Origin of the sequence: Bradyrhizobium sp. (genome assembly GCF_035309285.1) — a bacterium.
In the GTDB taxonomy this organism is placed as follows: Bacteria; Pseudomonadota; Alphaproteobacteria; order Rhizobiales; family Xanthobacteraceae; genus Bradyrhizobium.
Map to the genome: position 1 here is coordinate 1 of NZ_DATGFH010000107.1, position 25,105 is coordinate 25,105.

A 25,105-nucleotide genomic window follows, 5' to 3' on the forward strand; every position below is an offset into this window, starting at 1 on the left:
CCGCATCGCACCCAGTTTCGTCTGACCGGCTGCAACACGTCCATCGCATCCCGCTCCACGTTCGTGACGATCGGCCGAAACGCCCCTCTTGCCGGAGCGGGATGGGCGAAACAAATCATGATATTCCGAAAAACGGAAGCAAAATATTTTTCGCAGGCGGGCTTGACATTTATTCTGATAAAGCGAAGTGGCTAGAGGTGATTTGCCCGTCAGGTCACCGGGCAGCGCAAAGGTGATGAATGATGGGCCAGAGGCCGCTTTCGTTCAGCTCCAGGGTCGCTAGAGTGATGGGCAAAGTGAAACGCCGCGGCCCGGCGCTTCCGGGATTGAGATAGAGCACACTCTGAACGGTCTCGATCCGCGGGCGATGCGAGTGGCCGGACATGACCACGTCAATGCCGCTCGATGAAGGATCCAGCTTAAGGTCATGGATATCGTGCAGAATGTGGATCACGCGCCCGCCAAGTCTGACAGTCTCGGTGTCGGGATAATCTTCCGCCCAATCGTCGGTATCGACATTGCCTCTGATTGCCGTCACAGGCGCAATCTGACGGAGCCGGGCGATGATGTCCGGCCGACCGATGTCGCCCGCGTGCACGATATGCGCCACGCCCGCCAGATGCTGTTCGGCTTCGGGCCGCAGCAGCCCGTGGGTATCCGAGATGACTCCAATCTTCACTGCGCGACCATACCGCTTGCACGATCACGGTTGCAACGACGGAGTTTTGCAGAAAGGCGGACGCTCTGGGAAGGGACGTGCCAGGGCGTGTCCTCATCAAGGCGCCTGAGTGAAGCTCCGTGTCTGCCTCTCAACTATCCGCTCGATCAGGCGCTTCTGTGAACCCAAGATGGCTGCCCCAGCCGCTGCGCCTCCTTCATGGCGGCTTGAGCACGGGCGAACAACGCTTCGGTTTCCTGGACCATGTCCAACAACTAACATAGGTTAGTTGGCGCTCCCGGGTCTGGTGGTACGCTGCCCCCGGTGGGCGTGCTCTGGCACAGGGGAGAGAAATGCCTATCAACCGCTTGCTCGCAGACAGCAAGCTAGGGCTCGATGAAATCGAAAATTTGAACCTGGCATTTAAGCGGGCTTTGCGCTCGCTGCACCTCGTTGACCGAAACGATCCTCTCGCCGAGATCGTCGCAAGGAAGATCATAGAGATCGGCGCCAAGGGTATTCGCGATGCGACGGAGATCGCCGAGATCGCAGTGAAGCAGCTTGATCTGCAGTAAGACGAGACCGCGTTCGCGCCGATGTGCCTGTTGGGGCCCCCAATCAACATGACCATCGAGCTGATTGATCAAAGCCTCTGATCTCAATTAGCCACCTGTCTTGTTTCAAGAGTCATATTGGCGTCCGCTCCAATAAGAGCGGCCGGATACCGAGAGTAATCATGAGCATTCGATGAAGCGTTTTCGGGAGCGACAGCAGGCTTTGTGGAGTCTTCCTGTTTTGCTTTTGCTGAATGGCTGCGGCGGGGCGAAGCTCGAGTGCGATTCTTCGGATACGCGCAATTCAGTGCTTAAGATCATTTCGGGCGACAGCAATAATGCGCTTGTCAACTACGCCGCCAAGAACTCGAGCGTGGTTGAGGCAAGAGTAGATAGTGCGAGTACAGAAGCTGAAAAACGGGCAATCCTGGAAGCAGCGAGACAAGGAGCGTCATACAGGTTGGACGACACAATAATTACGAATTCAAAAAGCAAACACAAACGCGCAGTGACTTGCAGTGGATTGTTGTACGCGACGGTAGAGGATGCAACAGCGGAAAAACAGGTCGACTTTACGGTAGAACAAGCGCCGGACGGAAGGGTGTCCGTTTCGGTCAGACCGTTTCAATTTTGAGGCCTGCACGTTTTAGCGCAGATCGTCGCCTCCCAGCGAGGCATGTTGGACGTGCGGGATCACCGCACGCAAAAGCCGAGCCGCCCGGCTGCGCCGGTGGCCCCGGAATGACGACGCGGGGCAAAGCACCGCGCGTCGCGCGATCTCGGCAAGGGTTTTCGCGCGTGCCGGCTCGCCTGCCGCCGGTTTCCTTAATTCTTTGCTAACGCGGTCCCGCTAGATTGCGCTTGTTTCGCCCAAATTCAGGACATCCGATGTTTTCCCGCATCAGTTTCAAGCTCGTGCTCATCATCGCCATCAGCCTCTGCGGCATGGTGGTCATGGCGCCAATTGCGCTCTCATCCATGCGCGCGCAGATGATGGCCGACCGCCAGGCCAAGACGAAGCAGATGATCGACATCGGCTACGGCATCCTTGCGCATTACCATCAGCTCGAAAGCGACGGAAAACTCTCGCGCGAGGCGGCGCAGGCTGCCGCGATCGGCCAGATCAAGGGTCTCCGCTACGACAAGGTCGAGTATTTCTGGATCAACGACATGACCCCGAAGATGGTCATGCATCCGATCAAGCCGGAACTTGACGGCAAGGAGCTGGGCAACATGAAGGACCCGGCCGGCAATCGTCTGTTCAAGGGTTTCGTCGACCTCGTGAAGAGCCAGGGCGAAGGCTTTTACAGCTATCTCTGGCCGAAGCCCGGGTTCGACAAGCCGGTGCCGAAGATTTCCTACGTCAAGGGTTTCGCGCCGTGGGGCTGGATCATCGGCACCGGCATCTATCTCGATGACGTCGATGCCGTGTTTTGGCAGAACGCGCTGATGTTCGGGCTGGTGTCGCTGATCGTGTTCGCGGCCGTGCTGGCGAGCGCGATCATCATCGGCCGCAGCGTGACGCGACCGCTCGCGATCATCACGGGCCTGACCCGGCGGCTCGCCTCCGGCGACAGCGATTTTGAGGTGCCCTACGCCGAGCGCCGCGGCGAAATCGGCGCGCTTGCGCAGGCGCTTCGCGTGTTCAAGGACAATGCGGCGGCCGTGACCAAGCTGCATGCCGAGCAGGCCGAGCTGAAGCAGAAAGCGGACGTCGAGAAGCGCGGCACGATGATGCAGCTCGCCACCAGGTTCGAGGCCAGCATCCAGGCGGTGGTTGGCGAGGTGATCGGCGAAGCCGGCCAGATGCAACAGGCCGCGCAAAACATGTCGCGCACCGCGGGCCAGGCGAGCCAGCGCGCGCAAGCGATGGAGGATGCCTGCCAGCAGGCCTCCAACAATGTGCAGCAGGTCGCTTCGGCAGCCGAGGAGCTCTCGACGTCGATCTCGGAGATCAGTCAGCGGGTGACCCAGGCCGCGCAGGTGGCGAGCAAGGCGGCCGCCGACGGGCAGCGCACCAACGAGACGGTCGAGGGGCTTGCGTCCGCCGCCAACAAGATCGGCGAGGTGATCGGCCTCATCAACCAGATCGCGTCGCAGACCAACCTGCTCGCGCTCAATGCCACCATCGAGGCGGCGCGGGCGGGCGAGGCCGGCAAGGGATTTGCCGTGGTGGCGAGCGAGGTGAAGTCGCTCGCCACCCAGACCGCGAAGGCGACCGAGGAGATCAGCGCCCAGATCGCCTCGATCCAGGCTGAAACGCACGAGGTGGTCGGCAAGATCGGCGATATCCGCAGCACCATCATGCAGGTCAACGAAATCTCGTCCTCGATCGCCGCCGCCGTCGAGGAGCAGGGCGCCGCGACCAAGGAGATTGCGAATAGCGTGCAGCAGGCGGCGTCCGGCACGAGCAACGTCTCGCAGAACATCACAGGCGTGACCGCCGCCACGACCGAGACCGGCAGCATCGCCGAGCTCGTGCTCAATTCGAGCGGGCGCCTCTCCGACAAGCTCAAGATGCTGCAACAGGAGGTCGCGACCTTCCTCGCCGGCGTGCGCGCGGCGTAGCCGCCTGCCTCTAACCTCTCTCACGCGGCGCTTAGAGAGCGAGCCGTGGTCTGGGGTAGCCGGGTAGGGTGGGCAAAGGCGCACGCGCCGTGCCCACCACGTGTCAACGGTCGCTGCGACGAATGGTGGGCACGCTGCGCTTTGCCCACCCTACCGGGCGTCGCAATTCGCTGCGTCTAGCTCGCCGCCGCGAGCCTCGAATCGATCTCCTCGCGCAGCACGCTGAAATCGATCGGCTTGGTGAGTAAGCCCGAGGCGCCGCGTTCGAGCGCCTTGCGCTTGGTGTCGGCATCGCCATAGGCCGTGATCATGATGACCGGCACTTCGGGCCGCATCTCCTTGACCTTCGGCAGCATCTCGAGCCCGGTCATACCGGGCATGTTGATGTCGGACAGGATCAGAATCAGCGTCTGCCCGATCGTCGAGGTGATACGCGACAGCGCGTCCGCCGCTGAACTCGCGAAATCCATCACAAAGCGTTGCGCGCGCAAATCGCGCCGGAATTGCTGGCGGAACAAGGCCTCGACGTCGGGCTCGTCATCCACCACAAGAACGAGAACGCTCACGTTTAACCCCTGGTCTTATTTAAGATTGCTGGTACGCGGCAATACAATGGTGAACTCGGTAAATTCGCCCGGCTGAGTATCGACCTCGATCGTGCCACCATGCTGTTTCACGATGATGTCGTGCGACATCGATAGCCCGAGGCCCGTGCCTTCGCCGGCGGGCTTGGTCGTGAAGAACGGATTGAACATCCTCTCCTTCACATCCGGCGGTATGCCCGTGCCGTTGTCGCGGATCCTGATCTCGACATGGTCAGCGGCGCCCTTGGTGCTCGCGGTGACCGTCGGCTCGAAGGCGGTATCAGCATGCTCGGCTTTGCGCTTGCTGACCGCATAGAAGCCGTTCGAGATCAGGTTGAGGAAAACCCGGGTGATTTCCTGCGGAAAGACCTCGATCATGCCAGCCTCGGGGTCGAAATCGCGCGTGAGAGTGACATTGAAATGCGGCTTTTCGGCGCGCGCGCCGTGATAGGCGAGGTTGAGACTTTCGTCGACCAGCGCGTTGATGTCGGCGGGCCGGTGTTCACCGGAACCTTCGCGCGAATGCAACAGCATGTTTTTCACGATGGAATCGGCGCGCTTGCCGTGCTGCACCACCTTGTCGAGGTTGTCTTTCAACAGGCCGGTCAATTCGTCGACCTCGGCGCGGATGGTCTCGTCGAGCACCGCAGGCTTCAGCGACGCCTTCAATTCGTCGGTCAATTCCGCCGAGAGCGCCGCGAAATTGTTGACGAAGTTGAGCGGGTTCTTGATCTCGTGGGCGATGCCGGCGGTGAGCTGGCCCAGCGAGGCGAGTTTTTCGGTCTGGATCAGGCGGTCCTGCGCGGTGCGGAGATCGTCGAGGGAACGCGTGAGATCTTCGGTGCGCTGCTGGAGTTCCTTGAGCAGCCGGGTGTTCTCGATGGCGATGACGGCCTGGTTGGCAAAATTGCTCAGCAGTGCGATCTGCTTGTCGTTGAACGTGCGAACCTCTTGCCGATAGATCGCGAGTGTGCCGATCAGCTCCGCCTCTTTCAGCATCGGCACGATGACTATGGTACGCGCGCCCGCGACGTCGGTCATCGAAACGACGCTAGGACTGCCGTCCCGGTAAGCCTGGCTCTCGCGAAGGTCTGCAATGTGCACGACCTCCTTGTGTCGAGCGACCTGGCCATGACCGCTTTCCGGGTGCGGACGAAAGAGAGTGCCCAGCCTTGCCGCCGAAAACTCCGGCGGCGTGTTGAAGTGCGCGACGGGTGTAAATGCTTCGCCGTCAAACAGATTCAATGCTCCGAAATTTGCGCTGCAAATGCGCGTTGCATTTTCCAGCATGCTTTGGAAGACGGGTCCCAATTCTCCGGGCTTGCTGCTGATGACCTGGAGAACTTCCGACGTTGCGATTTGCTGTTGTAGCGATTCCTCGAGGTCGCGCGTCTTGGCCTGGACCTCGTTGAACAGGCGGGCGTTTTCGATCGCGATCACGGCCTGCGCGGCGAAGCTTTCGAGAAGCCCGATTTCTTTTTCTGTGAACAACCTGACCTCCGATCGAGAGGCGGAGATCCGGCCGAGCAATGTGCCGTCCTTGCGCAGCGGGATGAACAGGACAGTGCGGATGCCAGCCAGCTCGAAGGCTGCACGCGACATGGGATCGTCTATCTCGCCAAGGTCGGGAATCTGCACGAAGCGTGCGCCTTTCAGCAAATGCGGGCCCGGTGCGTTGGGGTTGAGGCTGACGCCTTCGCGCAGCCGATTGGCGAACGCCTCGGATAACCCCCGCACCGCGACCGCACGAAACTTGCTCCCGTCGTAGAGCTGCAAGCTTCCCTGAGCGGCCCCGCAAAGCTTGTGCGCCTTCTCCAGGATCGCGTCGAACACCGGTGCGAGGTTGCCGGGCGATGAGTTGATGACCTGCAACACCTCTGCGGTCGCGGTCTGCCGTTCCAGCGCTTCCTCGGTCTCGTTGAACAGCCGCGTGTTCTCGATCGCGATCACGGCCTGGTCAGCGAAGGTTTTCAGCAACTGAACGTGGTGGTCGGCAAATTGGCCTGGCTCGGCTCGCGTGATCGCGATCATGCCGATCGCCCCGCCCTGGTGCATCAGGGGCGTGAACATGATGCTGCGGAAGCCGCGGGCCCGGCCAAGCCTGACCTGAAATTCCTCTCCGGCCTCGGTATCGTGAATCTGGTCGGTCTCCCCGTTCAGCACGTTCCGCTGCGGAAGATTGGCAACCGGCATCGGAAACATGTTCTTCAGGACATCATCGGCCTCCGGCGTGGTAGGCGTGAATGCCGCGATATGAACGATGCCGTCGATGAACCGAAACACCGCCGTCGAGTGTCCGCCGATCAGCCGGTTGGCGCTGGCGGCGATCGCCTCGAACACCGGCTGCACGTCGGAGGGCGAGCTCGCGATCACCTTGAGAATATCGGCGGTCGCGGTCTGCCGCTCCAGCGCCTCGCGCGTCTCGTTGAACAGGCGCGTATTCTGGATCGCGATGACGGCCTGATCCGCGAAGGTTTGGACGAGGGCAAGCTGCCTCTCAGAAAGTCTGAAGCCGATCTGCGGGCTCGTCAGGACAATCGTGCCGATGCCTTTGCCTTCGTGTATCAGCGGCACGAAGGTAAAGGAGGCCATGCCACTGGCGAGTGCGATCCGACGCAAATACTCGGGCGCATCAAGCGCTGTGGCATCGGAAATCTCGATGATGCGACGCTCTAGAATGGCGCGCGCCGAAGGAGCGCGATCCGGATCAAATGGGACCGGATAAAGGGATTTGACGCGCTCGGCGTCGAAATTCGGCTGAAGGGCCGTAGTGGCACCCGAGTGCAGCATGCCATCACTCAGAGTGATGATCGTCGCCGCACAGGGCTCGAATAGCTTCGCCGCGCTGTTCACGATCGCTTCAAACACCGGCTGCACATTCGACGGATTGCTCGCGATCACCTTCAAGATATCCGCGGTCGCGGTCTGGCGCTCCAGCGCCTCCTGGGTCTCGTTGAACAACCGCGTGTTCTCTATTGCGATCACGGCCTGGTCGCGGAAGGATTCGGCAAGGGCGATCTCGGTTTCGCCGAACATGCGGGGCCGCGTTCCGGAAACCCCAAGCACGCCGATACACTCTCCTTGGCGCAGCAGCGGCAAGTAGACCGCCGATTGGTAGCCCAGCGCCTCCTGGATGCGGCGTTCGAACTCGGGAATCTCGATTTGCGACCAGTCCGGCAGGTGCAGCGTCGTCTTGTCCACGATGGCGCGCGAGGGAAAGTTGGCGCCGGGGTCGATCGGCGTATGCCGAGGATTGAAGACGGGGACGAGGCCTTCGCGGTTGCACCTGGCTACAGCCCAGAAATCGACGCCGTCGCAACGGAGAATGAAAGCCATCTCGCAGCCGAGGAGCCGGACAGCGGTCTGCACGATGGCATCGAACACCGGCTGCACATCGGTCGGCGATCCGCTGATGATGCGCAGGATATCCGATGTGGCCGTCTGCCGGGCAAGCGCTGCCTGCGTCTCGTTGAACAGCCGCGCGTTTTCGATCGCGATCACGGCCTGGTCGGCGAAGCTCTGCTGAAGGGCCAGTTCCTCGTCAGTGAAGGCCGCGAGGCGGTCGCGGTGAATGATCATCGCCCCGATCGCCTCGCTGCCGCGCCGGAGCGGAGTGCCGGACACGGTCCGCGTGCCGCCATCGCGCACGACTGCGAGAACGGGAAAGTCGGCGATCGCGGGATCGACATTGTCGAGGTCGGGAATGTGGATCTGCCGGTTTTCGCGATACACCAGGCCGGCCACGTTCTTGCCGGAAATCCCGAGCTGGTCGGACGGAACGGACGCGTCGATTCGCTCGGAAGCGGGACCAACACGGATCGTCCAGGTCCATTGCAGGCCGTCAGAAATGCGGATCGTAACGCTCGATGCATTGAAGAATCGAGCGGTCGTCTCGGCGATTTCCTGCAAGGCGTGCGCGGCATTCCCAGCCGTCGCGGCGATGCTGCGCAGGATTTCGGCGCCGGCCTTCTGGCGGTCGAGGGCGGCGCGCAGCTCGTTCTGGAGGCGGAAATTGACCAGGGCGCTCGCGGTCTGCCGATCGATCGCGGCATCGCGCTCGATCAGGGCGGCTTCCAGCCGCCGTTCGAGTTCGGCAATTCGCTGCTTCAGATCGGCCGACGCGTCTTCGGAAACCGTCGTCATCTCGCAATCAATCCAGGCCGCCGGAGATAAAAATGCCTTCCCCGGGGGGTGCATTATTTCACCCCAGGGCGGCCTATTCCAGCGTCGGCGGCAGGATTTTCGGCGGTCCCTTGACGGCTCAGGTCCCCGGCCTCGACACCTCGGTCTCCTTGGAGGTGATGAACTCGAGCAGCACCGGCACGCCTTCCTGCGTTTTCTGGATGCCGCGCTTGATGGCGGGAGCGATGTCCTCGGGCTTGGTGATGCGCTCGCCATAGCCGCCGAAGGCGCGCGCCATCGCGGCATAGTCGCCGGAGATGTCGGTGGAGCGATACTTCTCGGTCGAGATCGGCATCACCTTCAGTTCGATCGCCATCGAGAAATTGTTGAGCAGGATCGACATGATCGGAATCTTCTCGCGCACCGCGGTCTCGAAATCCATCCCCGTGAAGCCGATCGCCGCATCGCCCCAGACGTTGATGCAGAGCTGGTCGGGCCGCGCGAGCTTGGCGCCCATCGCGAGCCCCAGCCCGTAGCCGAGCTGCGTGGTCTTGCCCCAGCCGAGATAGGTGAGGGGTTTTATCGGCTTCCAGAACGGCGAGAGCTGGTCTCGGGGGCTGCCGGCATCATGGGTGATGATGGTGTTCTCGACGTCGACGGTGTGCTGCAGGTCCCAGAGCACGCGATACGGGTTGAGCGGCGCGTCGTTGCTCGTGAGCTTCGGCATCCATTTCGCCCGCCACTCCTTGTGCGAGGCCGCGATCTCGGCCGCGACCGCGCTTGGATCGCGATCCGATGTGACGGTCTTGCCGATCTCTTCCTGCAGCGCGTCGAGCACGAGGCCGGCGTCGCCGACGAGACCTACCCTGCACTCGACATCCTTGTTGAGGTGGTTGGGATCGAGCGTCGAATGGATGACGGTTTTGCCGGTTGGCATCTTGATGCCGAAATTGGTCTCGGTGAAGGAGCAGCCGATGCCGAAGATCACGTCGGCCTCGGCGAGAAATTTCGGCACCGCGCGCGGCACGGCCAATCCGCCGGAGCCGAGCGACAGCGGATGCGTCTCGGGGAATGACGACTTGCCGCCGAGACTCGTGGTGACGGGCATCGCGAGCCGCTCGGCGAGCCGCCTGAGCTGCGGCCAGGCGCGCGCGTAGTGCACGCCCTGGCCGGCATAGATCACCGGCCGCCTGGCGTTGACGAGCAGGTGGGCCGCTTCCTTGATATGCACGGGATCGGCGCCGTAGCGGGTGCGCAGCACCGGCGTGTAATTCAAGGGTTCCGGCACCTCCTCGTTCCACATGTCCGAGGGGATTTCGACGATGACCGGGCCGCCGCGGCCGTTCTTCAATCTGGTGAAGGCGCGGCGGAAGATGTTTCCGACTTCGCTTGCGAGAATGATCGGCTCGGAGGATTTCGAGAACGCCTTCATCGCCTGGCTCGAATTGAAGTTCGGCTCGATGTTGGAAATCCGCCGCGCATAGCCCATTGGCAGCACCAGCACGGGCACGGATTCGCCATAGCATTGCGCGACGCCGCCCATGGCGTTCTCGGCGCCGGGGCCGTGCTGCATGCAGAACGCGCCGATCGAGCGGCCGGAGGTGACGCGGGAGATCGCGTCCGCCATATGCAGCCCGATGCGCTCCTGCCGCACCATGATCGGGCGGATATTGGCGTTGGCCGCGTGCTCGATCAGATGGTTGACCGGATAGCCGCAGAGGATCTCGATCCCCTCGCGCTTCATGATTTCCGCGATCGCAGTGCCGAGCTTCATGGCGGTTTCTCCCGGATTCGGCCGGTTGATCCAGCCAATTTGGCCGACAGTTGGATCAGGAATTTGCGGGACGGTAAAGCGCCGCCCATCGCGCGCGGCGGTAGGTCTGCTATGCAGGGCGAACCAACGACACCGTGGTAGGGCGTTGACCCATCGGCGCGCAGCCATATCCGTCGCAGTCAGCCGCAGAATCAAGGTGTGGATTTAACAGATTCTTCAGCCTGTTCCTCAATCGGCGAGAAACCATTCCAACTCTAGATTGCGCGCGGCGCATGACGTGGACAGAAATCTCCGTTACGTAGCGTCGACAGGAGTTTGGAATGCGAAAGCAGGTGGCGAGATTCCTGGCCGATCAATCCGGAGCGACCGCGATCGAATATTGCCTGATCGCAGCCGGCATCTCCATTACCATCGTCGCGATCGTCAACGGCATGGGCACGGCGCTCAACACCAAATACAGCTCGGTCGGCACAGCTCTGCAGTAAGCGCAACAGCGCAGATCTCACAACCTTTCGTCACGGTCGGGCTTGCCATCTTCGCCAAAGCTCACCCGCTAGCCAGGGCATGACGAACTCAAGCAACAACTCCGCTAGCCCGCTTTCTTGGCACGGGCAGGGGAGCGCGCGGGCTTGGCGGCCTTCTTCGGCTCTTCCTTTTCCTTGGCGGCGCGCTTGCTCGCGCTGGTGCCGCTTCCTGCGATCGGCAGCAGCATTTCGCGCTGGCCCTCGACGCGCTTCTTCTTGCCCTTGGGCTTGGCGGCCGGCGGCGACTGCCTCTCGCTCGCGAGGCTCTTCTTCAGCGCATCCATCAGGTTGATGACATTGCCGCTTGTTTTCGGCGCGGCCTTGGGCGCGATCTTCACGCCGGCGCGTTTCTGGTTGATGAGATCGATCAACGCCGTCTCGTAGTGATCCTCGAACTGCTCCGGATCGAACTCACCCGACTTCTGCTCGACGATATGCCTGGCGAGGTCGAGCATGTCCTTGGTGATTTTGACGTCCTGGACGTCATCGAAATATTCGGCCTCGCCGCGCACTTCGTAGGGGTAGCGGAGCAGCGTGCCCATCAAGCCCTTGCCCAAGGGCTCCAGCGCGATGATGTGCTCGCGATTGGTGAGCACCACGCGGCCGATCGCGACCTTGTTCATCGCGCGGACGGTTTCGCGGATCACAGCGAAGGCGTCGTGGCCGACCTTGCCGTCGGGGACAAGGTAGTAGGGGCGGATCAGGTAGCGGCTGTCGATCTCGGCCTTCGGCACGAACTCGTCGATCTCGATCGTATGCGTCGATTCCAGCGCGATGTCGTCGAGCTCTTCCTTGGTGACCTCGATGTAGGTATCGGTGTCGACCTTGTAGCCCTTGACGATGTCCTCGTTGGCGACTTCCTCGCCGGTCTCGGCATCGACCTTCGAATATTTGATGCGATGGCCGGTCTTCTTGTTGATCTGGTTGAAGGAGACCTTCTCGGTGTCGGAGGTGGCCGGATACAGCGCCACCGGACAGGTCACGAGCGACAGCCGTAGAAAGCCTTTCCAGTTGGCGCGAGGGGCCATGACGAAAACTCCGAAACGCAACCCGAGGACAAAGCCCATGGATACCACCCGGGAACCAGATCACAAAGCGACCGGGCTCCACATTCTGCCAACGGCGTTAACCGCTATCCGTTTCGCACTGCACTCCGCCAAACACATTGGCGTGCGACCAAAGGGGAGGGGCAGAAGGGGAACGTCGCCCAATATGAGGCGTTACCTTCGGGGTCCATACCTACCAAGTCCATCCGCCGCGAGGGCTCGCGGAACATTGCGTGACAGCCAGCGAACGAGGTCACCATGGCCACAACCAGAGAACATGATCGCATGAGTGAAACACCGACCGAGGTTCGCTGGGGCGAGTTCGGGCCGTCATTGCTTGCGCTCCTGGCCGTGTCGACCGGGCTCGCCGTCCTGATCCTTGCCGTGATCTGGTTTGTATTCTTCGGCGTCTGAGGCCGGCGACGAGCGATGACATCAAGGCTGCCGCCGAGAGGCGGTCGGGGCCGAGGGGTCTTTGGGGCTTCCAACACAGTGGCTTAGACGCTAAATCCGCTCCCGTGTTGAACGAGGTGCCGTGTTCGCGCGTCATATAGGGCATTGAACGACCGAAGCCTTTGTGAAGAAAAAGTAACATTGCCTTGTCTGTTCCGTTCATGAGCGGTTCACGGCGTTGAGGATCATCTTGATGGCGCAATTGGTGCAGGTCAGCTCGGGAGGCAAACGTGCGCTTGCTCGTCGTTGAGGACGATCCGGATCTCAATCGCCAGCTCACCACGGCATTGAGCGACGCCGGATATGTGGTCGATCGCGCTTTCGATGGCGAGGAGGGGCACTATCTCGGCGACAGCGAGCCGTACGATGCCGTGGTGCTCGATATCGGCCTGCCGAAGATGGACGGCATCTCGGTCCTGGAAGCCTGGCGCCGCAACAAGCGCATCATGCCGGTCCTGATCCTCACCGCGCGCGACCGCTGGAGCGACAAGGTGCAGGGTTTCGATGCGGGCGCCGACGACTATGTCGCAAAGCCGTTTCATCTGGAGGAGGTGCTGGCGCGGATTCGCGCGCTGCTGCGCCGCTCCGCCGGCCACGCCCAGTCGGAGCTCACCTGCGGCCCGGTCACGCTCGATACGCGCACCAACCGCGTCACGGTCTCGGGCAATCCGGTCAAGATGACCTCGCACGAATACCGCCTGTTGCAATACCTGATGCATCACACCGGCCGCGTGGTGTCGCGCACCGAGCTCGTCGAGCATCTCTACGACCAGGATTTCGACCGCGACTCCAACACCATCGAAGTGTTCGTCGGCCGCATCCGCAAAAAGCTGGAAGTGGACATCATCCAGACGGTCCGCGGCCTTGGATATTTGCTGACGCCGCCCCCTACCGGCGCATAACCTAGAGGGCATGCGCCGCAATTCGCTTGCCACCCGGCTGTTCTTCTCCGCGACCGCCTGGGTGGTCGTGATCCTCACCATCACCGGCTTCGTGCTGTCCTCGGTCTACAAGAACGCGACCGAGCGCGCCTTCGACCGCCGGCTCAATCTCTATCTGCGCACCCTGATCGCCGAGGTCGCAACCCCCGACGAGCCGCCGGACCGCCAGTTCCAGTCGCTGGGCGAGCCGCTGTTCGAGCTGCCGCTGTCGGGCTGGTACTGGCAGATCACCCGCACCGATTCCCAAAAGGCGGATGTGCGCGCCTCGCGCTCGTTGTGGGACAAGAAGCTGCCGAAGCTGGCGGACCGCGGCGTCGACCTCACCGCAGCCGGCATCCGTCTCGCCTATGTCGACGGGCCCGAAGGCCAGAGTCTCCGTATGGTCGAGCGCCCGGTCGATCTCGGCGCCGACGGGAAGTTCCTGGTCAGCGTCGCCGGCGATGCGTCGGAGATTTTCGACGAGACGCGCAGCTTCGACTACTATCTCGGCGGCACCTTCATCACGCTCGGCATCGTGCTGTTGCTCACCACGATCTTCCAGGTCCGCTTTGGTCTGGCGCCGCTCAACCGCATTTCCGAATCGATCGCCAACATCCGCTCCGGCAAGGCCGAGCGGCTGGAGGGTGAATTTCCGGTCGAGATCGCGCCGCTCGCGCGCGAGACCAATGCGCTGATCGACGCCAATCGCGAGATTGTCGAGCGCGCGCGCACCCATGTCGGCAATCTCGCGCATGCAATCAAGACGCCGCTGTCGGTGATCGTCAACGAAGCCTCCGCCCACGCCGCCGATCCCTTTGCGCACAAGGTGCTCGAGCAGACGGACCTGATGCGCGACCAGGTGGCGCATCATCTGGAGCGCGCGCGCATCGCCGCCCGCGTCACCATCGTCGGCACCGTCACTGAGGTAGCGCCCGCAATCGAGGCGCTGACGCGGACCATGGAGAAGATTCACCGCGACCGCGGCGTCGACATCGAGGTCAAGGCTGATCCGAACGCGAAGTTCCGGGGCGAGCGGCAGGATCTGGAGGAAATGGCCGGCAACCTCGTCGACAATGCCTGCAAATGGGCATCGTCGCGGGTGCTCATCGATGTGACCGTGGAGCGGCCGCCCGAGCCGGGCACAGGACCTCGCTTGAGGATCGTCGTCGATGATGATGGGCGGGGCCTGTCGGCTGCCGAGCGCGCGAAGGTGTCGCGCCGCGGCCAGAGGCTGGATGAATCCAAGCCCGGATCGGGACTTGGGCTTTCGATCGTGGTCGATCTTGCCGCGCTCTACGGCGGCAGCCTGTCGCTCGGCAATGCACCGATCGGCGGATTGCGGGCGGAATTGGTGTTACCCGGGATTTAACGGCCCTCCGACGGTCCGACGACGTTGCCATTACTAAACGACTTCTTAACACCGGCACCGTTATGGTCCCCGGTGGAGACATGTCGCCGTCACCGCACTTAATCTGCATCACAGCATGGACCAGACATCGATCGAGCGGCTGAGGGAATATCTCGGACAGCTTCCGCCGCGATCGCAGGCGTTGCTGATGCGGGAGTTCGAACGCGCCATCGAACGAGGCCAGGATACCGCGGTCGCCGCGCTCGTGCTGGGCCAATTGCGCAAGGTCGTGCGCAGGATCGAGGACGATGCACCGTCCCCTCCGCGCAGCGAGGACGTGGCGCGCTATCTGTTCCAGCCGATCGAGCCGTTCCTCGTCGATAACAACGTTCCGATGCGGCCGGGACAGATCCGCCGCACCTCGCTGCAGCCACTGTGGCAATGGCTGATGCGCACCGGTGCGCCGGCGCAGGTGGAGGAATTCGAGGCCGCGCTGATGAAGGTCGGCGAGGACGCCGAACCGCCCGAGGCGGCACTCCGCACGCTTCAGCTCGCCGTGGCGGATGCGATCTTCCAGATCACCTCGCCGTCCGGCGGCGACAACCCGCGTGCGCTCGCGCGCATCGGCCCGCCCAATGTGATCGAGGACCTGTTGCCGATCGGATCGGTGTTGCAGGCGCGCGATGCGCTCGATGCGCTCGCCGGGCGGCTGCCGATGAGTTTGCGTGTGTTCGGCGATTCCCAGATCGCCTCCGCCTGCGAAGCGCTCAACGTGCCGACCCTGCAAACGCCGCAGCTCTTGCCGTTTGCGCTCTCGCTCCTGGGGCAGCGCCTGACCCAGCCCTGGCAGATCATCCGCATCGCGATCCGCATGGCGGCTTCCGATGACGAGATCCGCGTCGCGGCGACGCCTTACGCCATGGCGGTGACGATCGCGCTGCACGACCTGTTCTGCCTTGTCGTCACGCTGCGGACAGATATCCGACGCGGCCAGTTCGCGAGCGTCCCCGACCATCTCAAGGCGTTGCACGACGGAGTGCGGGGGCTGCGCACCGAGCTCGATCTGCGCCAGGACTCGACCTGGGGCCGGCAGCTCGCCTCGATCCGGGCCGAGATTTCCGACACCCTGCAATCGGAAATCGACAGCGTTCCGGGCCGCGTCCGCCGCATTCTGCGCCAGCGCTCCGACAAGGATATCCTGGCCGGCGCCAGGATCGACGGCACCGAGGTCGATGACACTGCCGCGCTGATCGATTTCGTCGGCGTCTGCCGCACCTATGCGAGCGAGCTTGCGATCAACGAGGTGACGCTGCGAACCTATTCCGACCTGCAGCAATATGTGGAAAAGGCCACCGAGGCGCTGGTCCAGTCACTGCGCGGCGGCGACTTCCGGGCGCGCGCTTACCGCCAGCTTCAGGCCGAAGCCGCAATCCGCTTCTGCGAGGCCCTGTTCGGGCGCGAATACGCCTCCCTGATGAGACGGGCGGTCGACAACGCGCTGACCGGCGAGCCGCGCAAGCCTTCGCATGCCGGTTAAATCCTTCGAAACTCTCGCTACAATTTGCGGTTGACCGGAGGGGGCGTGGACACGTACGGTCCCGCGCACAGATTCCGTTGTAAATTCTTTCCCGCGCATGAATTCCGCCATCAATTTCGTTGAACTCGAGAACCGGGTCGTTTCCGCCACATATCGGAACCTTATGGTCAAGGCGAAGGTCGTCCTGGTCGACAAGGCCAGCGGCTCGCCGTTGCCTGAGCCGGTGACTACGATCACCTCGCCGATGCCCAACGGGACTTTGCGAATCCGCCTTCCGGACACGGTGGTCCCCGGCATCTACTTCCTGACTGCACGCAACGCGCATGGCAAGGACGTCGCCCGCAGCGCGGATTTCAACATCAACTAACTGATTATTATCCTTTGGCTTTTGGACGCATCGCGCAATGCCGCGGAATTGACTATTGTCAATTGCCGGGCTCGGCGGCTGTGGTGTAGACCGGCGCATGAAGGGCAGATCCGGAAAAGGGCCGTCCCGCACTTTAGATCGCGGGCTGGATACCGGGCTTCCGGGCCGATTATGCTCAATCAGGAATCTCGAGCGCGGCGTCGCGCTTCAGAGGGCGCCGCAGGAACTGGCTTTGGATGAATTTGTGGTTCGTGTTCGCGCTGATGACGGTGGCAGCGGTCTTCGCTGTGCTGCTGCCGCTCGGCCTTGGCAAGGGCCAGCAAACCGGCGGCAATGAGGCCACGGTCTACCGCGACCAGCTTGCCGAAATCGACCGCGACCTCGCTTCCGGCTTGATCGCCAAGGCGGAGGCTGAGGCTGCGCGTCTCGAGATCAGCCGCAGGCTGCTCGCCGCCGCTGCCGAGACACGCGACCAGCCCGCGCCATCGAACACCAAATGGCGTCGGGGCGCCGCGGTGATGGCGCTGGTGGGGCTGCCGCTGCTCGCGCTTGCCATCTATCTGCCACTGGGCTCGCCATGGCTTCCCGATTTTCCGCTCGCCGAACGCACGCGGAAGGCGGATGCATCGCAGCCGCTGGAAAACCTGGTGGCGCAGGTCGAGCGGCATCTGGAGAAGAACCCGAACGACGGCCGTGGCTGGAGCGTGCTCGCGCCGGTCTTGATGCGGCTTGGGCGCTACGACGATGCGGTGCGGGCGTTCCGCAATTCCATCACCTATAACGGCGAGAGCGCGCTGCGCCGCGCTGATCTCGGCGAGGCCATCACGGCGGCCGCCGGCGGCGTCGTCACCAAGGATGCGCGGGCCGAATTCGATCGTGCGCTCGCGCTCGATGCCGGCGACGTCAAGTCGAGCTATTTCGTCGGCCTTGCCGCGGAGCAGGACGGCGACAAGGAGAAGGCCGCCACGATCTGGCGGGCGATGCTGGAGAAGGCGCCGGCCGATGCGCCGTGGCGTCCGCTGGTTCAGGCGGCCTTGATGCGCGTTGGTGCGCCAGCGGCGCCGCCGCTTTCGGAACAGACCATGGCGGCCGCCAAGAGCATGAGCGCCTCCGACCGCGACGCCATGATCCGCGGCATGGTTGAGCGCTTGGCGACGCGGCTGAAGCAGAACGGCGACGACGTCAACGGCTGGCTCAAGCTGGTGCGCGCCTATCTGGTGATGGGTGATCGCGACAAAGCCATAGCCGCGCAGACCGACGCGCGCCAGGCGGTGGCCAATGACGCCGAGCGGCTCAAGCAGTTGAACGAGGGCCTGAAGAATCTGGGGCTCGATGGATGAACGGGATGCCCAAGGTCGAGGTTAGAGTGAAAGCATGACACGCAAGCAGCGCCGCCTGACCATGATTGGATGCTCGCTTGCGGTACTCGGCTTCGCAGCCGGCCTGGTGCTGTACGCACTGCGCGATTCCATCGTGTTCTTCTCGACGCCGTCGATGGCGGCCGAGCAGCATATTGCGCCGGGAAAACGCTTCCGCCTGGGCGGCCTGGTGCAGCCGGGCTCGCTGGTCTGTGGGGACAGCCAGATTTCCTTCGAGGTCGCTGACGGCAGCGCGAAGCTGCCGGTCACCTACAAGGGAATCCTGCCCGACCTGTTCCGCGAAGGGCAGGGCGTCGTCGCCGAAGGCGCGCTCGATGCGTCCGGCACGTTCCGCGCCGACACCGTGCTTGCCAAGCATGACGAGAACTACATGCCCAAGGACGTCGCCGACGCGCTGAAGAAGCAGGGGCACTGGAAGGACGACTACGACAAGAAGCTCGCCGAGAATATGAAGGGCGCGACTTGCGCGCATGGAGGCTGATGAGGTGATCGCGGAAGCCGGACATTATGCCCTGGTGCTGGCGCTCGGGCTGGCGCTGATCCAGTCCTTCGTGCCGATCCTCGGCGCGCGCTGGGGCGATGTGGCGCTGATGAACGTCGCGCGCTCGACGGCACTGGCGCAGTTCCTGTTCGTGGCGTTGTCGTTTGCGGCGCTGGTGACGCTGCACGTCACCTCCGACTTTTCGGTGACCAACGTCTTCGAGAATTCGCATTCGCTGCAGCCGATGATCTACAAGGTCACCGGCGTCTGGGGCAATCACGAGGGCTCGATGCTGCTCTGGGTGCTGATCCTCGCGCTGTTCGGCGGCCTTGTCGCGGCCTTTGGCAACAATCTGCCGCTCTCGCTCCGCGCCCGCGTGCTCTCGGTGCAGGCCTGGATCGCGGGCGCCTTCTATCTCTTCATCCTGATCACCTCGAATCCGTTCCTGCGCATCCCAAATCCGCCGATCGAGGGCCGCGACCTCAATCCGGTGCTGCAGGACATTGGCCTCGCCATCCATCCGCCGATGCTCTACCTCGGCTATGTCGGCTTCTCGATCTCGTTCTCGTTTGCGATTGCGGCGCTGATGGAAGGACGCATCGATGCGGCCTGGGCGCGTTGGGTCAGGCCCTGGACGCTGATGGCCTGGATCTTCCTCACGATCGGCATCGCGATGGGCTCGTACTGGGCCTATTACGAATTGGGCTGGGGCGGCTGGTGGTTCTGGGATCCGGTCGAGAACGCGTCGCTGATGCCGTGGCTTGCCGGCACGGCGCTGCTGCATTCGGCGCTGGTGATGGAGAAGCGCAACGCGCTGAAGGTCTGGACCATCCTGCTCTCGATCCTGACCTTCTCGCTGTCGCTGCTCGGCACCTTCCTGGTCCGCTCGGGCGTTCTCACCTCAGTGCATGCCTTTGCCAGCGACCCCACGCGCGGCGTCGGCATCCTCATGATCCTCTGCCTCTTCATCGGCGGCAGCCTGTCGCTGTTTGCGGGACGGGCGTCGTCGTTGAAGCAGGGCGGGTTGTTTGCGCCGATCTCGCGCGAGGGCGCGCTGGTGCTGAACAACCTGTTTCTCACCACGGCCTGCGCCACCGTATTCGTCGGTACGCTCTATCCGCTGGCACTCGAAGTCCTGACCGGTGACAAGATCTCGGTCGGCGCGCCTTTCTTCAATCTTACCTTCGCACCGCTGTTCGTGCCGCTGATGGTTGCGGTGCCCTTCGGACCGATGCTCGCCTGGAAGCGCGGCGATCTCCTTGGAGCATCGCAGCGGCTGCTTGCCGCCGGCGTCGCGGCATTGATCGCGGTTGCGATCGCGTGGGCCTGGGCCAGGGGCGGCAGCGCGCTGGCGCCGCTGGCGATCGGGCTCGCGATCTTCGTGATCGCAGGCACGCTAAGCGATCTCGCCGAGCGCATCGGAGCGTTCCGAAGTCCGTTTGCCGTTTCGCTCCGCCGCGCCGCCGGTTTGCCGCGATCGGCCTGGGGCACGGCCTTTGCCCATGCCGGCATCGGCGTCGCGTTGATCGGCATCGTCTGCGAGACGACCTGGAACAGCGAATATATCGGTACGATGAAGCCGAACGATCTCAGGCCACTCGCCGGCTACGAGTTGAAGCTGGACAGACTCTCGCAGCGGCAGGGGCCGAATTATCGCGAGCAGATCGCGTCTTTCACGGTCAGCCTCGACGGCAGGAAGCTTGCCGTGATGACGCCGTCGAAGCGACACTTCACCGCCAGCGGCGCAACGACCACTGAAGCCGCACTGCTGGCGCGAGGCGCGAGCCAGCTTTACATCTCGCTCGGCGATCCCACTGCGGACGGCGGCATGACTGTGCGCATCTATTACAAGCCCTTGGTGCTCCTGATCTGGTTCGGCCCGGTGCTGATGGCGCTCGGCGGCTTGCTGTCATTGTCGGACCGCCGCTTGCGCATCGGTGCGCCGAAGCCGGCAAGGGCGGTGCGCGGCCTGCAGGCGGCGGAGTAGGGCATGAAGCGGATCGTTGCGGCCGCCACTTTGCTGATCCTGATCGCGCTGTCGCCCGCGCATGCCGTGCTGCCGGACGAAATGATGTCCGATCCCGCCAAGGAAGCGCGTGCCCGCGCGCTTTCGCGCGAGCTGCGCTGCATGGTCTGCCAGAACCAGTCGATCGACGATTCCGAAGCGCCGCTGGCGCGCGACATCCGCCTCCTGGTGCGGGAGCGGATTGCGGCCGGTGACAGCGACCAACAGGTGATCGATTTCCTGGTCGCGCGTTATGGCGAGTTCGTGTTGCTGAAGCCGAGGTTCGAGCGCCAGACGCTGCTGCTCTGGCTGGTTCCACCATTCCTGCTGATCGCCGGCGGAGTGGCGCTCTGGCGGCAGGCGAGGCGGCGTTCCCGGGAGGAGTCCGATGCCGCGAATCGACCGCTCACCGCGGACGAAGAGGCCCGCCTGGCAGCCCTGATGGCGGGCGACGCGCCGGCGGAAAAGCCCTAGGTCTTTGGTCATAATTCAAGGCCGATTCCGTGCTCCGCTTCGGGTTCGGGCAAGCGGCGGGAACCCGTGTAATCGCAAAGGCTTACACCTGCGATAAACTGCCGCATGGAAAGCGGCGTTCATTACCAAACTTTAACTCCGCCGCCAGCGCGTTGTAAGGCGCCAGTCCCCATGTTGGCCGCATGTTGGCCTCTGAACGGCGCCGGCCCCCGCATCCCTAACTTCTCGCTTTGGAGAAAGCTTAATGACCGACCGTCCCACCGACCTCTCGACGCTCTCGTCGTTCCGCCAGCCGCGGCGTTCGCTGCTCTCGGCGCGCAAGCTCGCGCTGATGGGTTCCGTTGTCGCCGGCCTTGGCATTGCCGTCTACGGCTTCAGCCCCTCGAGCGGCCCCGTGAACGTCTTGACGACGCCTGCGCATGCGCAGGTCGCCAATGAGGTGAGCAAGGTCCAGAAGCCCGTCGGTTTCGCCGACATTGTCGAGCGCGTGAAGCCGTCGGTGATCTCTGTGAAGGTCAATATCAACGAGAAGGTCGCCAAGGGCGACGACGATGACGATTCGCCGTTCCAGCCCGGTTCGCCGATGGAGCGCTTCTTCCGCCGCTTCGGCGGTCCGGACGGCCTTCCGCCCGGCCTGCGCCCTCACGGTAATCACGTGATCATGGGCCAGGGCTCCGGCTTCTTCATTTCCGCAGACGGCTATGCCGTCACCAACAACCACGTCGTCGACGGTGCGAACAAGGTCGAGGTGACGACCGATGACGGCAAGACCTACAAGGCGAAGGTGATCGGCACCGACGCACGCACCGACCTGGCGCTGATCAAGGTCGAGGGCGGCTCCAACTTCTCGTTTGCCAAGCTCTCCGACGGCAAGCCCCGCATCGGCGATTGGGTGCTCGCGGTCGGCAATCCTTTCGGTCTCGGCGGCACCGTGACCGCGGGCATCGTCTCGGCCATGGGCCGCGACATCGGCAACGGCCCCTATGACGACTTCATCCAGATCGACGCGCCCGTGAACAAGGGCAATTCGGGCGGTCCGGCGTTCAACACCGACGGCGACGTCGTCGGCGTCAACACCGCGATCTATTCGCCGTCCGGCGGCAGCGTCGGCATCGCGTTCTCGATTCCGGCCTCGACCGTGAAGAGTGTGGTGCAGCAGCTCAAGGACAAGGGCACCGTCAGCCGCGGCTGGATCGGCGTCCAGATCCAGCCGGTGACGCAGGATATCGCCGACAGCCTCGGCCTGAAGAAGGCGGAAGGCGCGCTCGTTGCCGAACCCCAGAAAGACGGTCCTGCGGCCAAGGCCGGCGTCGAGTCCGGCGACGTGATCACCGCGGTCAACGGCGAGAACGTCAAGGATGCGCGCGAGCTCGCGCGCACCATCGGCGGCATGGCGCCGGGTACCGCGGTCAAGCTCGACATCCTGCACAAGGGCTCCGACAAGGTCATCAACCTCACGCTCGGCACGCTGCCGAACACGGTTGAGGCCAAGGCCGACAATGACAACGACGACAACGGCAAGAGCTCGCGCGGCACCGACGTGCCGAAGCTCGGCCTGACGGTGGCGCCCTCGAGCAGCGTGGCCGGCGCCGGCAAGGACGGCGTCGTCGTCACCGAGGTCGACCCGAAGAGTGCAGCGGCCGAGCGCGGCTTCAAGGAAGGCGATGTCATTCTCGAGGTCGCCGGCAAGACGGTCACCAGCGCCAACGATGTGCGCGATGCGATCAAGGCCGCGAAGAACGACAACAAGAACGTCATCCTGATGCGCGTGAAGACCGGCGGACAATCGCGCTTCGTCGCCGTGCCGCTCGCCAAGGGCTAAGCATGGTCCGGAAAAGTGGGTAGCGGTTTTCCGATAAGACCATGCTCAACTAACGGGCTTTACGAGTTGGAGGGTGTCGCCGGCATCAGTCGCCCCCGCCGACGGCTCTTTCCGGGGAGCGGGCCAAAAGCCCGCTCCCGCCTCCCTCCTTCCGATGGATATCGCCCCCCTCCGTCGGAAGGCTCTAAGGGCGGTGAGGTCCCCCAGCTTCACCGCCCGCTTTTTCGGTCAACCGATTGGCGTTCGGTCGCCTTGCATGAAAGCGCCGACCGCGCCATGTTGAAGGAAAGTCGACGACCGTGACCGCCACCGCTTCAGCCGTTGCTTCGCAAATGCGCATCCTGATCATCGAAGACGACCGCGAGTCTGCTGATTATCTGGTGAAGGCGTTCCGCGAAGTCGGCTACGTCGCCGATCTCGCCGGCGACGGCGAGGAGGGGCTGTCGATGGCCGAAAGCGGCGACTATGACGTGCTGGTGGTCGACCGCATGCTGCCGAAGCGCGACGGGTTGTCACTGATCGGCGCCCTGCGCGACAAGGGCAACCGCACGCCGGTCCTGATCCTCTCGGCCCTCGGCCAGGTCGACGATCGCATCAAGGGCCTGCGCGCCGGCGGCGACGATTATCTGCCGAAGCCCTACTCGTTCGCCGAGCTGCTCGCACGCGTCGAGGTGCTGTCGCGCCGCAATGTAGGCCCGGCCGAGGAGACCACCTATCGCGTCGGCGATCTCGAGCTCGATCGTCTCTCGCATCGCGTGGCGCGCGGCAAGGACGAACTGACCTTGCAGCCGCGCGAGTTCCGGCTGCTCGAATATCTCATGAAGCATGCCGGCCAGGTGGTGACGCGCACCATGCTGCTGGAAAATGTCTGGGACTATCATTTCGATCCGCAGACCAACGTGATCGACGTGCATATTTCGCGGCTGCGCTCCAAGATCGACAAGGGTTTTGAGCGGCCGCTGCTCCATACCATTCGCGGCGCGGGATACATGATTCGTGACGGCATTCGGTAAGCTGATCCGAACCACAGCGTTCCGGTTGACGCTGGTCTACCTGTTTCTGTTTGCGCTTTTTGCGGCCTCGCTGCTTGCCTATTTCGCCTGGAACACGCGTCGGATGATCACCGAGCAGATCACCACGACCGTCAATGCCGAGATGAGCGAGATCACGGATATCTATGGCCGGCGCGGTCTGCGCGGTCTGTTCTTCACCATCGAGAACCGCGCGCTCAGGCCGGGCGCCAATCTCTATCTCGTCACCACGCCGGCCGGCCTCGCGATCGCCGGCAATGTCGGCTCGCTGGCGCCCGGCGTGATGGGCACCACGGGCTGGTCCGAGACCGCCTACCGGCGGCTGGATGAGCAGGACAAAGCCTATCATCGCGCGCTCGTCAACGTGAGGCAGTTGAGCGGGGGCTTTCGGCTTCTCATCGGACGCGACCTGGAAGAGCGGCGGCGCCTGTTCGGCATCGTCGCCAAGGCCGCGCAATGGTCGATCCTTGTTGTGGTGGTGCTCGGCATCGGCGGCGGCATCTTCGTCGCGCGGCGCGTGCTGCAGCGGATCGACGCCATGACCGGCACCGCGCAACGCATCATGGCCGGCGATCTTTCCGACCGCCTGCCTGTGGGACGCAGCGGCGACGAGCTCGACCGGCTCGCCTCCAATCTCAACGCGATGCTGGAGCGGATCGAGGCGCTGATGGTTGGACTGAAGGAAGTCTCCGACAACATCGCCCATGACCTCAAGACGCCGCTGACGCGCCTGCGCAATCGCGCCGAGGACGCGCTGGCGAAATCCGGCTGCGAGGCCGACTACCGCGCGGCGCTGGAGCGCACCATCGAGGAGTCCGATGGTCTGATCCGCACCTTCAACGCGCTGCTGATGATCGCGCGCGCCGAGTCCGGGCAGGCGCGCGGCAACATGGATGATTTCGATGCCGCTGCGGTTGCCGAAGGCATTCACGAGCTCTACGAGCCGCTGGCGGAAGATGACGGCATGACGCTGCGGCTGAAGACTGCGCCTGCACCCTTGCATGGCAACCGGGAATTGATCAGCCAGGCCCTCGCCAATCTCGTCGAGAACGCGATCAAATATGGCAAGCCCGTCGAGCCAAAGGCCGGTGAGTCGAAGAGCTCGGTCGTGAGCCTCGATGCCAAGCAGATCCTGATCGAGGCCCGTCGCGAAGCCGATCGGGTGCTGCTCAGCGTCACTGATCACGGCCCCGGAATCCCGGAAGGCGAGCGCAAGCACGCCATGGAGCGCTTTGTGCGGCTCGATTCCAGCAGATCGCAGCCCGGTTCCGGCTTGGGGCTCAGCCTGGCTTCGGCGGTCGCGACCTTGCACGGCGGTGAGTTGCGGCTGGGCGATGCCTATCCCGGCCTGGTCGCGACTCTGGTCCTGCCGGCGCGTACCGGCGCCACCCTTGCGGCGCCGACAGCGGATGTGCCACAGAAGGTCGCATGAGCTGATCCGCGAAGGGCGACGCGGAG

22 protein-coding genes and 1 pseudogene are annotated in these 25,105 nt (G+C 63.4%); 16 read left to right on the plus strand and 7 right to left on the minus strand.

All coding sequences use genetic code 11. The features are described from left to right. The coding region (locus VKR55_RS21425; RefSeq protein WP_324406430.1) for a hypothetical protein at positions 1-195 on the plus strand (195 nt) is incomplete at its 5' end. Between the two features lie 19 nt (positions 196-214). Here the strand turns inward: VKR55_RS21425 and VKR55_RS21430 are convergent. Both VKR55_RS21430 and VKR55_RS21435 read right to left on the minus strand, forming a co-directional pair. After that, positions 215-679 (minus strand): metallophosphoesterase family protein, encoded by a 465-nt coding sequence (locus VKR55_RS21430; protein WP_324406431.1) that lies wholly within the window; start codon positions 677-679, stop codon positions 215-217. A 365-nt stretch (positions 680-1,044) separates the two neighbouring features. Next, positions 1,045-1,305, minus strand: coding sequence for a hypothetical protein (locus VKR55_RS21435; protein WP_324406433.1), 261 nt, complete (start codon positions 1,303-1,305; stop codon positions 1,045-1,047). A 100-nt stretch (positions 1,306-1,405) separates the two neighbouring features. On the opposite strand from VKR55_RS21435, the gene VKR55_RS21440 reads away from it, so the two are divergent. Further along, positions 1,406-1,846: a hypothetical protein gene (locus VKR55_RS21440; RefSeq protein ID WP_324406435.1), complete on the plus strand. Its 441-nt coding sequence runs from the start codon at positions 1,406-1,408 to the stop codon at positions 1,844-1,846. Between the two features lie 254 nt (positions 1,847-2,100). Further along, entirely contained in the window at positions 2,101-3,780 is a 1,680-nt protein-coding gene (locus VKR55_RS21445) for a methyl-accepting chemotaxis protein (RefSeq protein ID WP_324406436.1), read from the plus strand. Positions 3,781-3,956: 176 nt separating this feature from the next. Here VKR55_RS21445 and VKR55_RS21450 read toward each other — a convergent pair whose 3' ends face one another. The 4 genes and pseudogenes from VKR55_RS21450 to VKR55_RS21460 form a co-directional block, all read right to left on the minus strand. Next, on the minus strand, positions 3,957-4,346 hold the full coding sequence (locus tag VKR55_RS21450; RefSeq protein WP_324406437.1) for a response regulator: 390 nt from the start codon (positions 4,344-4,346) through the stop codon (positions 3,957-3,959). Between the two features lie 15 nt (positions 4,347-4,361). Continuing rightward, positions 4,362-7,349 carry a GAF domain-containing sensor histidine kinase gene (locus VKR55_RS21455; RefSeq protein WP_475387054.1) on the minus strand — a complete coding sequence of 996 codons (2,988 nt, stop codon included), beginning with the start codon at positions 7,347-7,349 and terminating at the stop codon, positions 4,362-4,364. Beyond that, positions 7,347-8,561 (minus strand): annotated as a pseudogene (locus VKR55_RS33165) (GAF domain-containing protein); the annotation flags it as partial. The gene VKR55_RS21455 and the pseudogene VKR55_RS33165, both read right to left, overlap by 3 nt. Positions 8,562-8,625: 64 nt before the next feature. Next, a complete protein-coding gene (locus tag VKR55_RS21460; protein WP_324406441.1) occupies positions 8,626-10,428 on the minus strand; it encodes a thiamine pyrophosphate-requiring protein in 1,803 nt (600 codons plus the stop codon). Positions 10,429-10,580: 152 nt separating this feature from the next. Here VKR55_RS21460 and VKR55_RS21465 point away from each other — a divergent pair, with 152 nt between their 5' ends. Further along, the gene (locus VKR55_RS21465) at positions 10,581-10,745 is read left to right on the plus strand and encodes a Flp family type IVb pilin (protein ID WP_324406442.1); all 165 of its coding nucleotides are present in this window, start codon (positions 10,581-10,583) and stop codon (positions 10,743-10,745) included. A gap of 104 nt (positions 10,746-10,849) precedes the next feature. Here the strand turns inward: VKR55_RS21465 and ku are convergent, their stop codons facing one another. Then, the gene (gene ku / locus VKR55_RS21470) at positions 10,850-11,812 is read right to left on the minus strand and encodes a non-homologous end joining protein Ku (protein WP_324406444.1); all 963 of its coding nucleotides are present in this window, start codon (positions 11,810-11,812) and stop codon (positions 10,850-10,852) included. 276 nt (positions 11,813-12,088) lie between these two features. Here ku and VKR55_RS21475 point away from each other — a divergent pair, with 276 nt between their 5' ends. The 12 genes from VKR55_RS21475 to VKR55_RS21530 all read left to right on the plus strand — a co-directional run bounded on the left by VKR55_RS21475 (position 12,089) and on the right by VKR55_RS21530 (position 25,079). Further along, positions 12,089-12,244, plus strand: a complete 156-nt coding sequence (locus VKR55_RS21475) for a hypothetical protein (RefSeq protein WP_324406445.1) — start codon at positions 12,089-12,091, stop codon at positions 12,242-12,244. Positions 12,245-12,513: 269 nt separating this feature from the next. Then, entirely contained in the window at positions 12,514-13,185 is a 672-nt protein-coding gene (locus VKR55_RS21480) for a response regulator transcription factor (RefSeq protein WP_324406447.1), read from the plus strand. A gap of 10 nt (positions 13,186-13,195) precedes the next feature. Beyond that, positions 13,196-14,572 carry a sensor histidine kinase gene (locus tag VKR55_RS21485; RefSeq protein WP_324406449.1) on the plus strand — a complete coding sequence of 459 codons (1,377 nt, stop codon included), beginning with the start codon at positions 13,196-13,198 and terminating at the stop codon, positions 14,570-14,572. Between the two features lie 115 nt (positions 14,573-14,687). Further along, entirely contained in the window at positions 14,688-16,088 is a 1,401-nt protein-coding gene (locus VKR55_RS21490) for a hypothetical protein (protein WP_324406451.1), read from the plus strand. 97 nt (positions 16,089-16,185) lie between these two features. Continuing rightward, entirely contained in the window at positions 16,186-16,455 is a 270-nt protein-coding gene (locus tag VKR55_RS21495) for a hypothetical protein (RefSeq protein ID WP_324406452.1), read from the plus strand. A 236-nt stretch (positions 16,456-16,691) separates the two neighbouring features. Further along, the gene (ccmI, locus tag VKR55_RS21500; protein ID WP_324406453.1) at positions 16,692-17,795 is read left to right on the plus strand and encodes a c-type cytochrome biogenesis protein CcmI; all 1,104 of its coding nucleotides are present in this window, start codon (positions 16,692-16,694) and stop codon (positions 17,793-17,795) included. 34 nt (positions 17,796-17,829) lie between these two features. Continuing rightward, complete coding sequence (ccmE, locus tag VKR55_RS21505; RefSeq protein ID WP_324406455.1) at positions 17,830-18,315, plus strand: cytochrome c maturation protein CcmE; 486 nt, start codon at positions 17,830-17,832, stop codon at positions 18,313-18,315. A gap of 4 nt (positions 18,316-18,319) precedes the next feature. Then, positions 18,320-20,302 (plus strand): heme lyase CcmF/NrfE family subunit, encoded by a 1,983-nt coding sequence (locus tag VKR55_RS21510; protein ID WP_324406469.1) that lies wholly within the window; start codon positions 18,320-18,322, stop codon positions 20,300-20,302. Positions 20,303-20,305: 3 nt separating this feature from the next. Further along, a complete protein-coding gene (locus VKR55_RS21515) occupies positions 20,306-20,794 on the plus strand; it encodes a cytochrome c-type biogenesis protein (RefSeq protein ID WP_324406457.1) in 489 nt (162 codons plus the stop codon). Between the two features lie 244 nt (positions 20,795-21,038). After that, positions 21,039-22,616, plus strand: a complete 1,578-nt coding sequence (locus VKR55_RS21520; RefSeq protein ID WP_324406458.1) for a Do family serine endopeptidase — start codon at positions 21,039-21,041, stop codon at positions 22,614-22,616. Between the two features lie 332 nt (positions 22,617-22,948). Further along, positions 22,949-23,629: a response regulator transcription factor gene (locus VKR55_RS21525; RefSeq protein ID WP_324406471.1), complete on the plus strand. Its 681-nt coding sequence runs from the start codon at positions 22,949-22,951 to the stop codon at positions 23,627-23,629. Next, positions 23,613-25,079, plus strand: a complete 1,467-nt coding sequence (locus VKR55_RS21530; RefSeq protein ID WP_324406459.1) for a sensor histidine kinase — start codon at positions 23,613-23,615, stop codon at positions 25,077-25,079. Before VKR55_RS21525 ends, VKR55_RS21530 begins: the two co-directional genes overlap by 17 nt. The last annotated feature ends 26 nt before the right edge of the window (positions 25,080-25,105 follow it).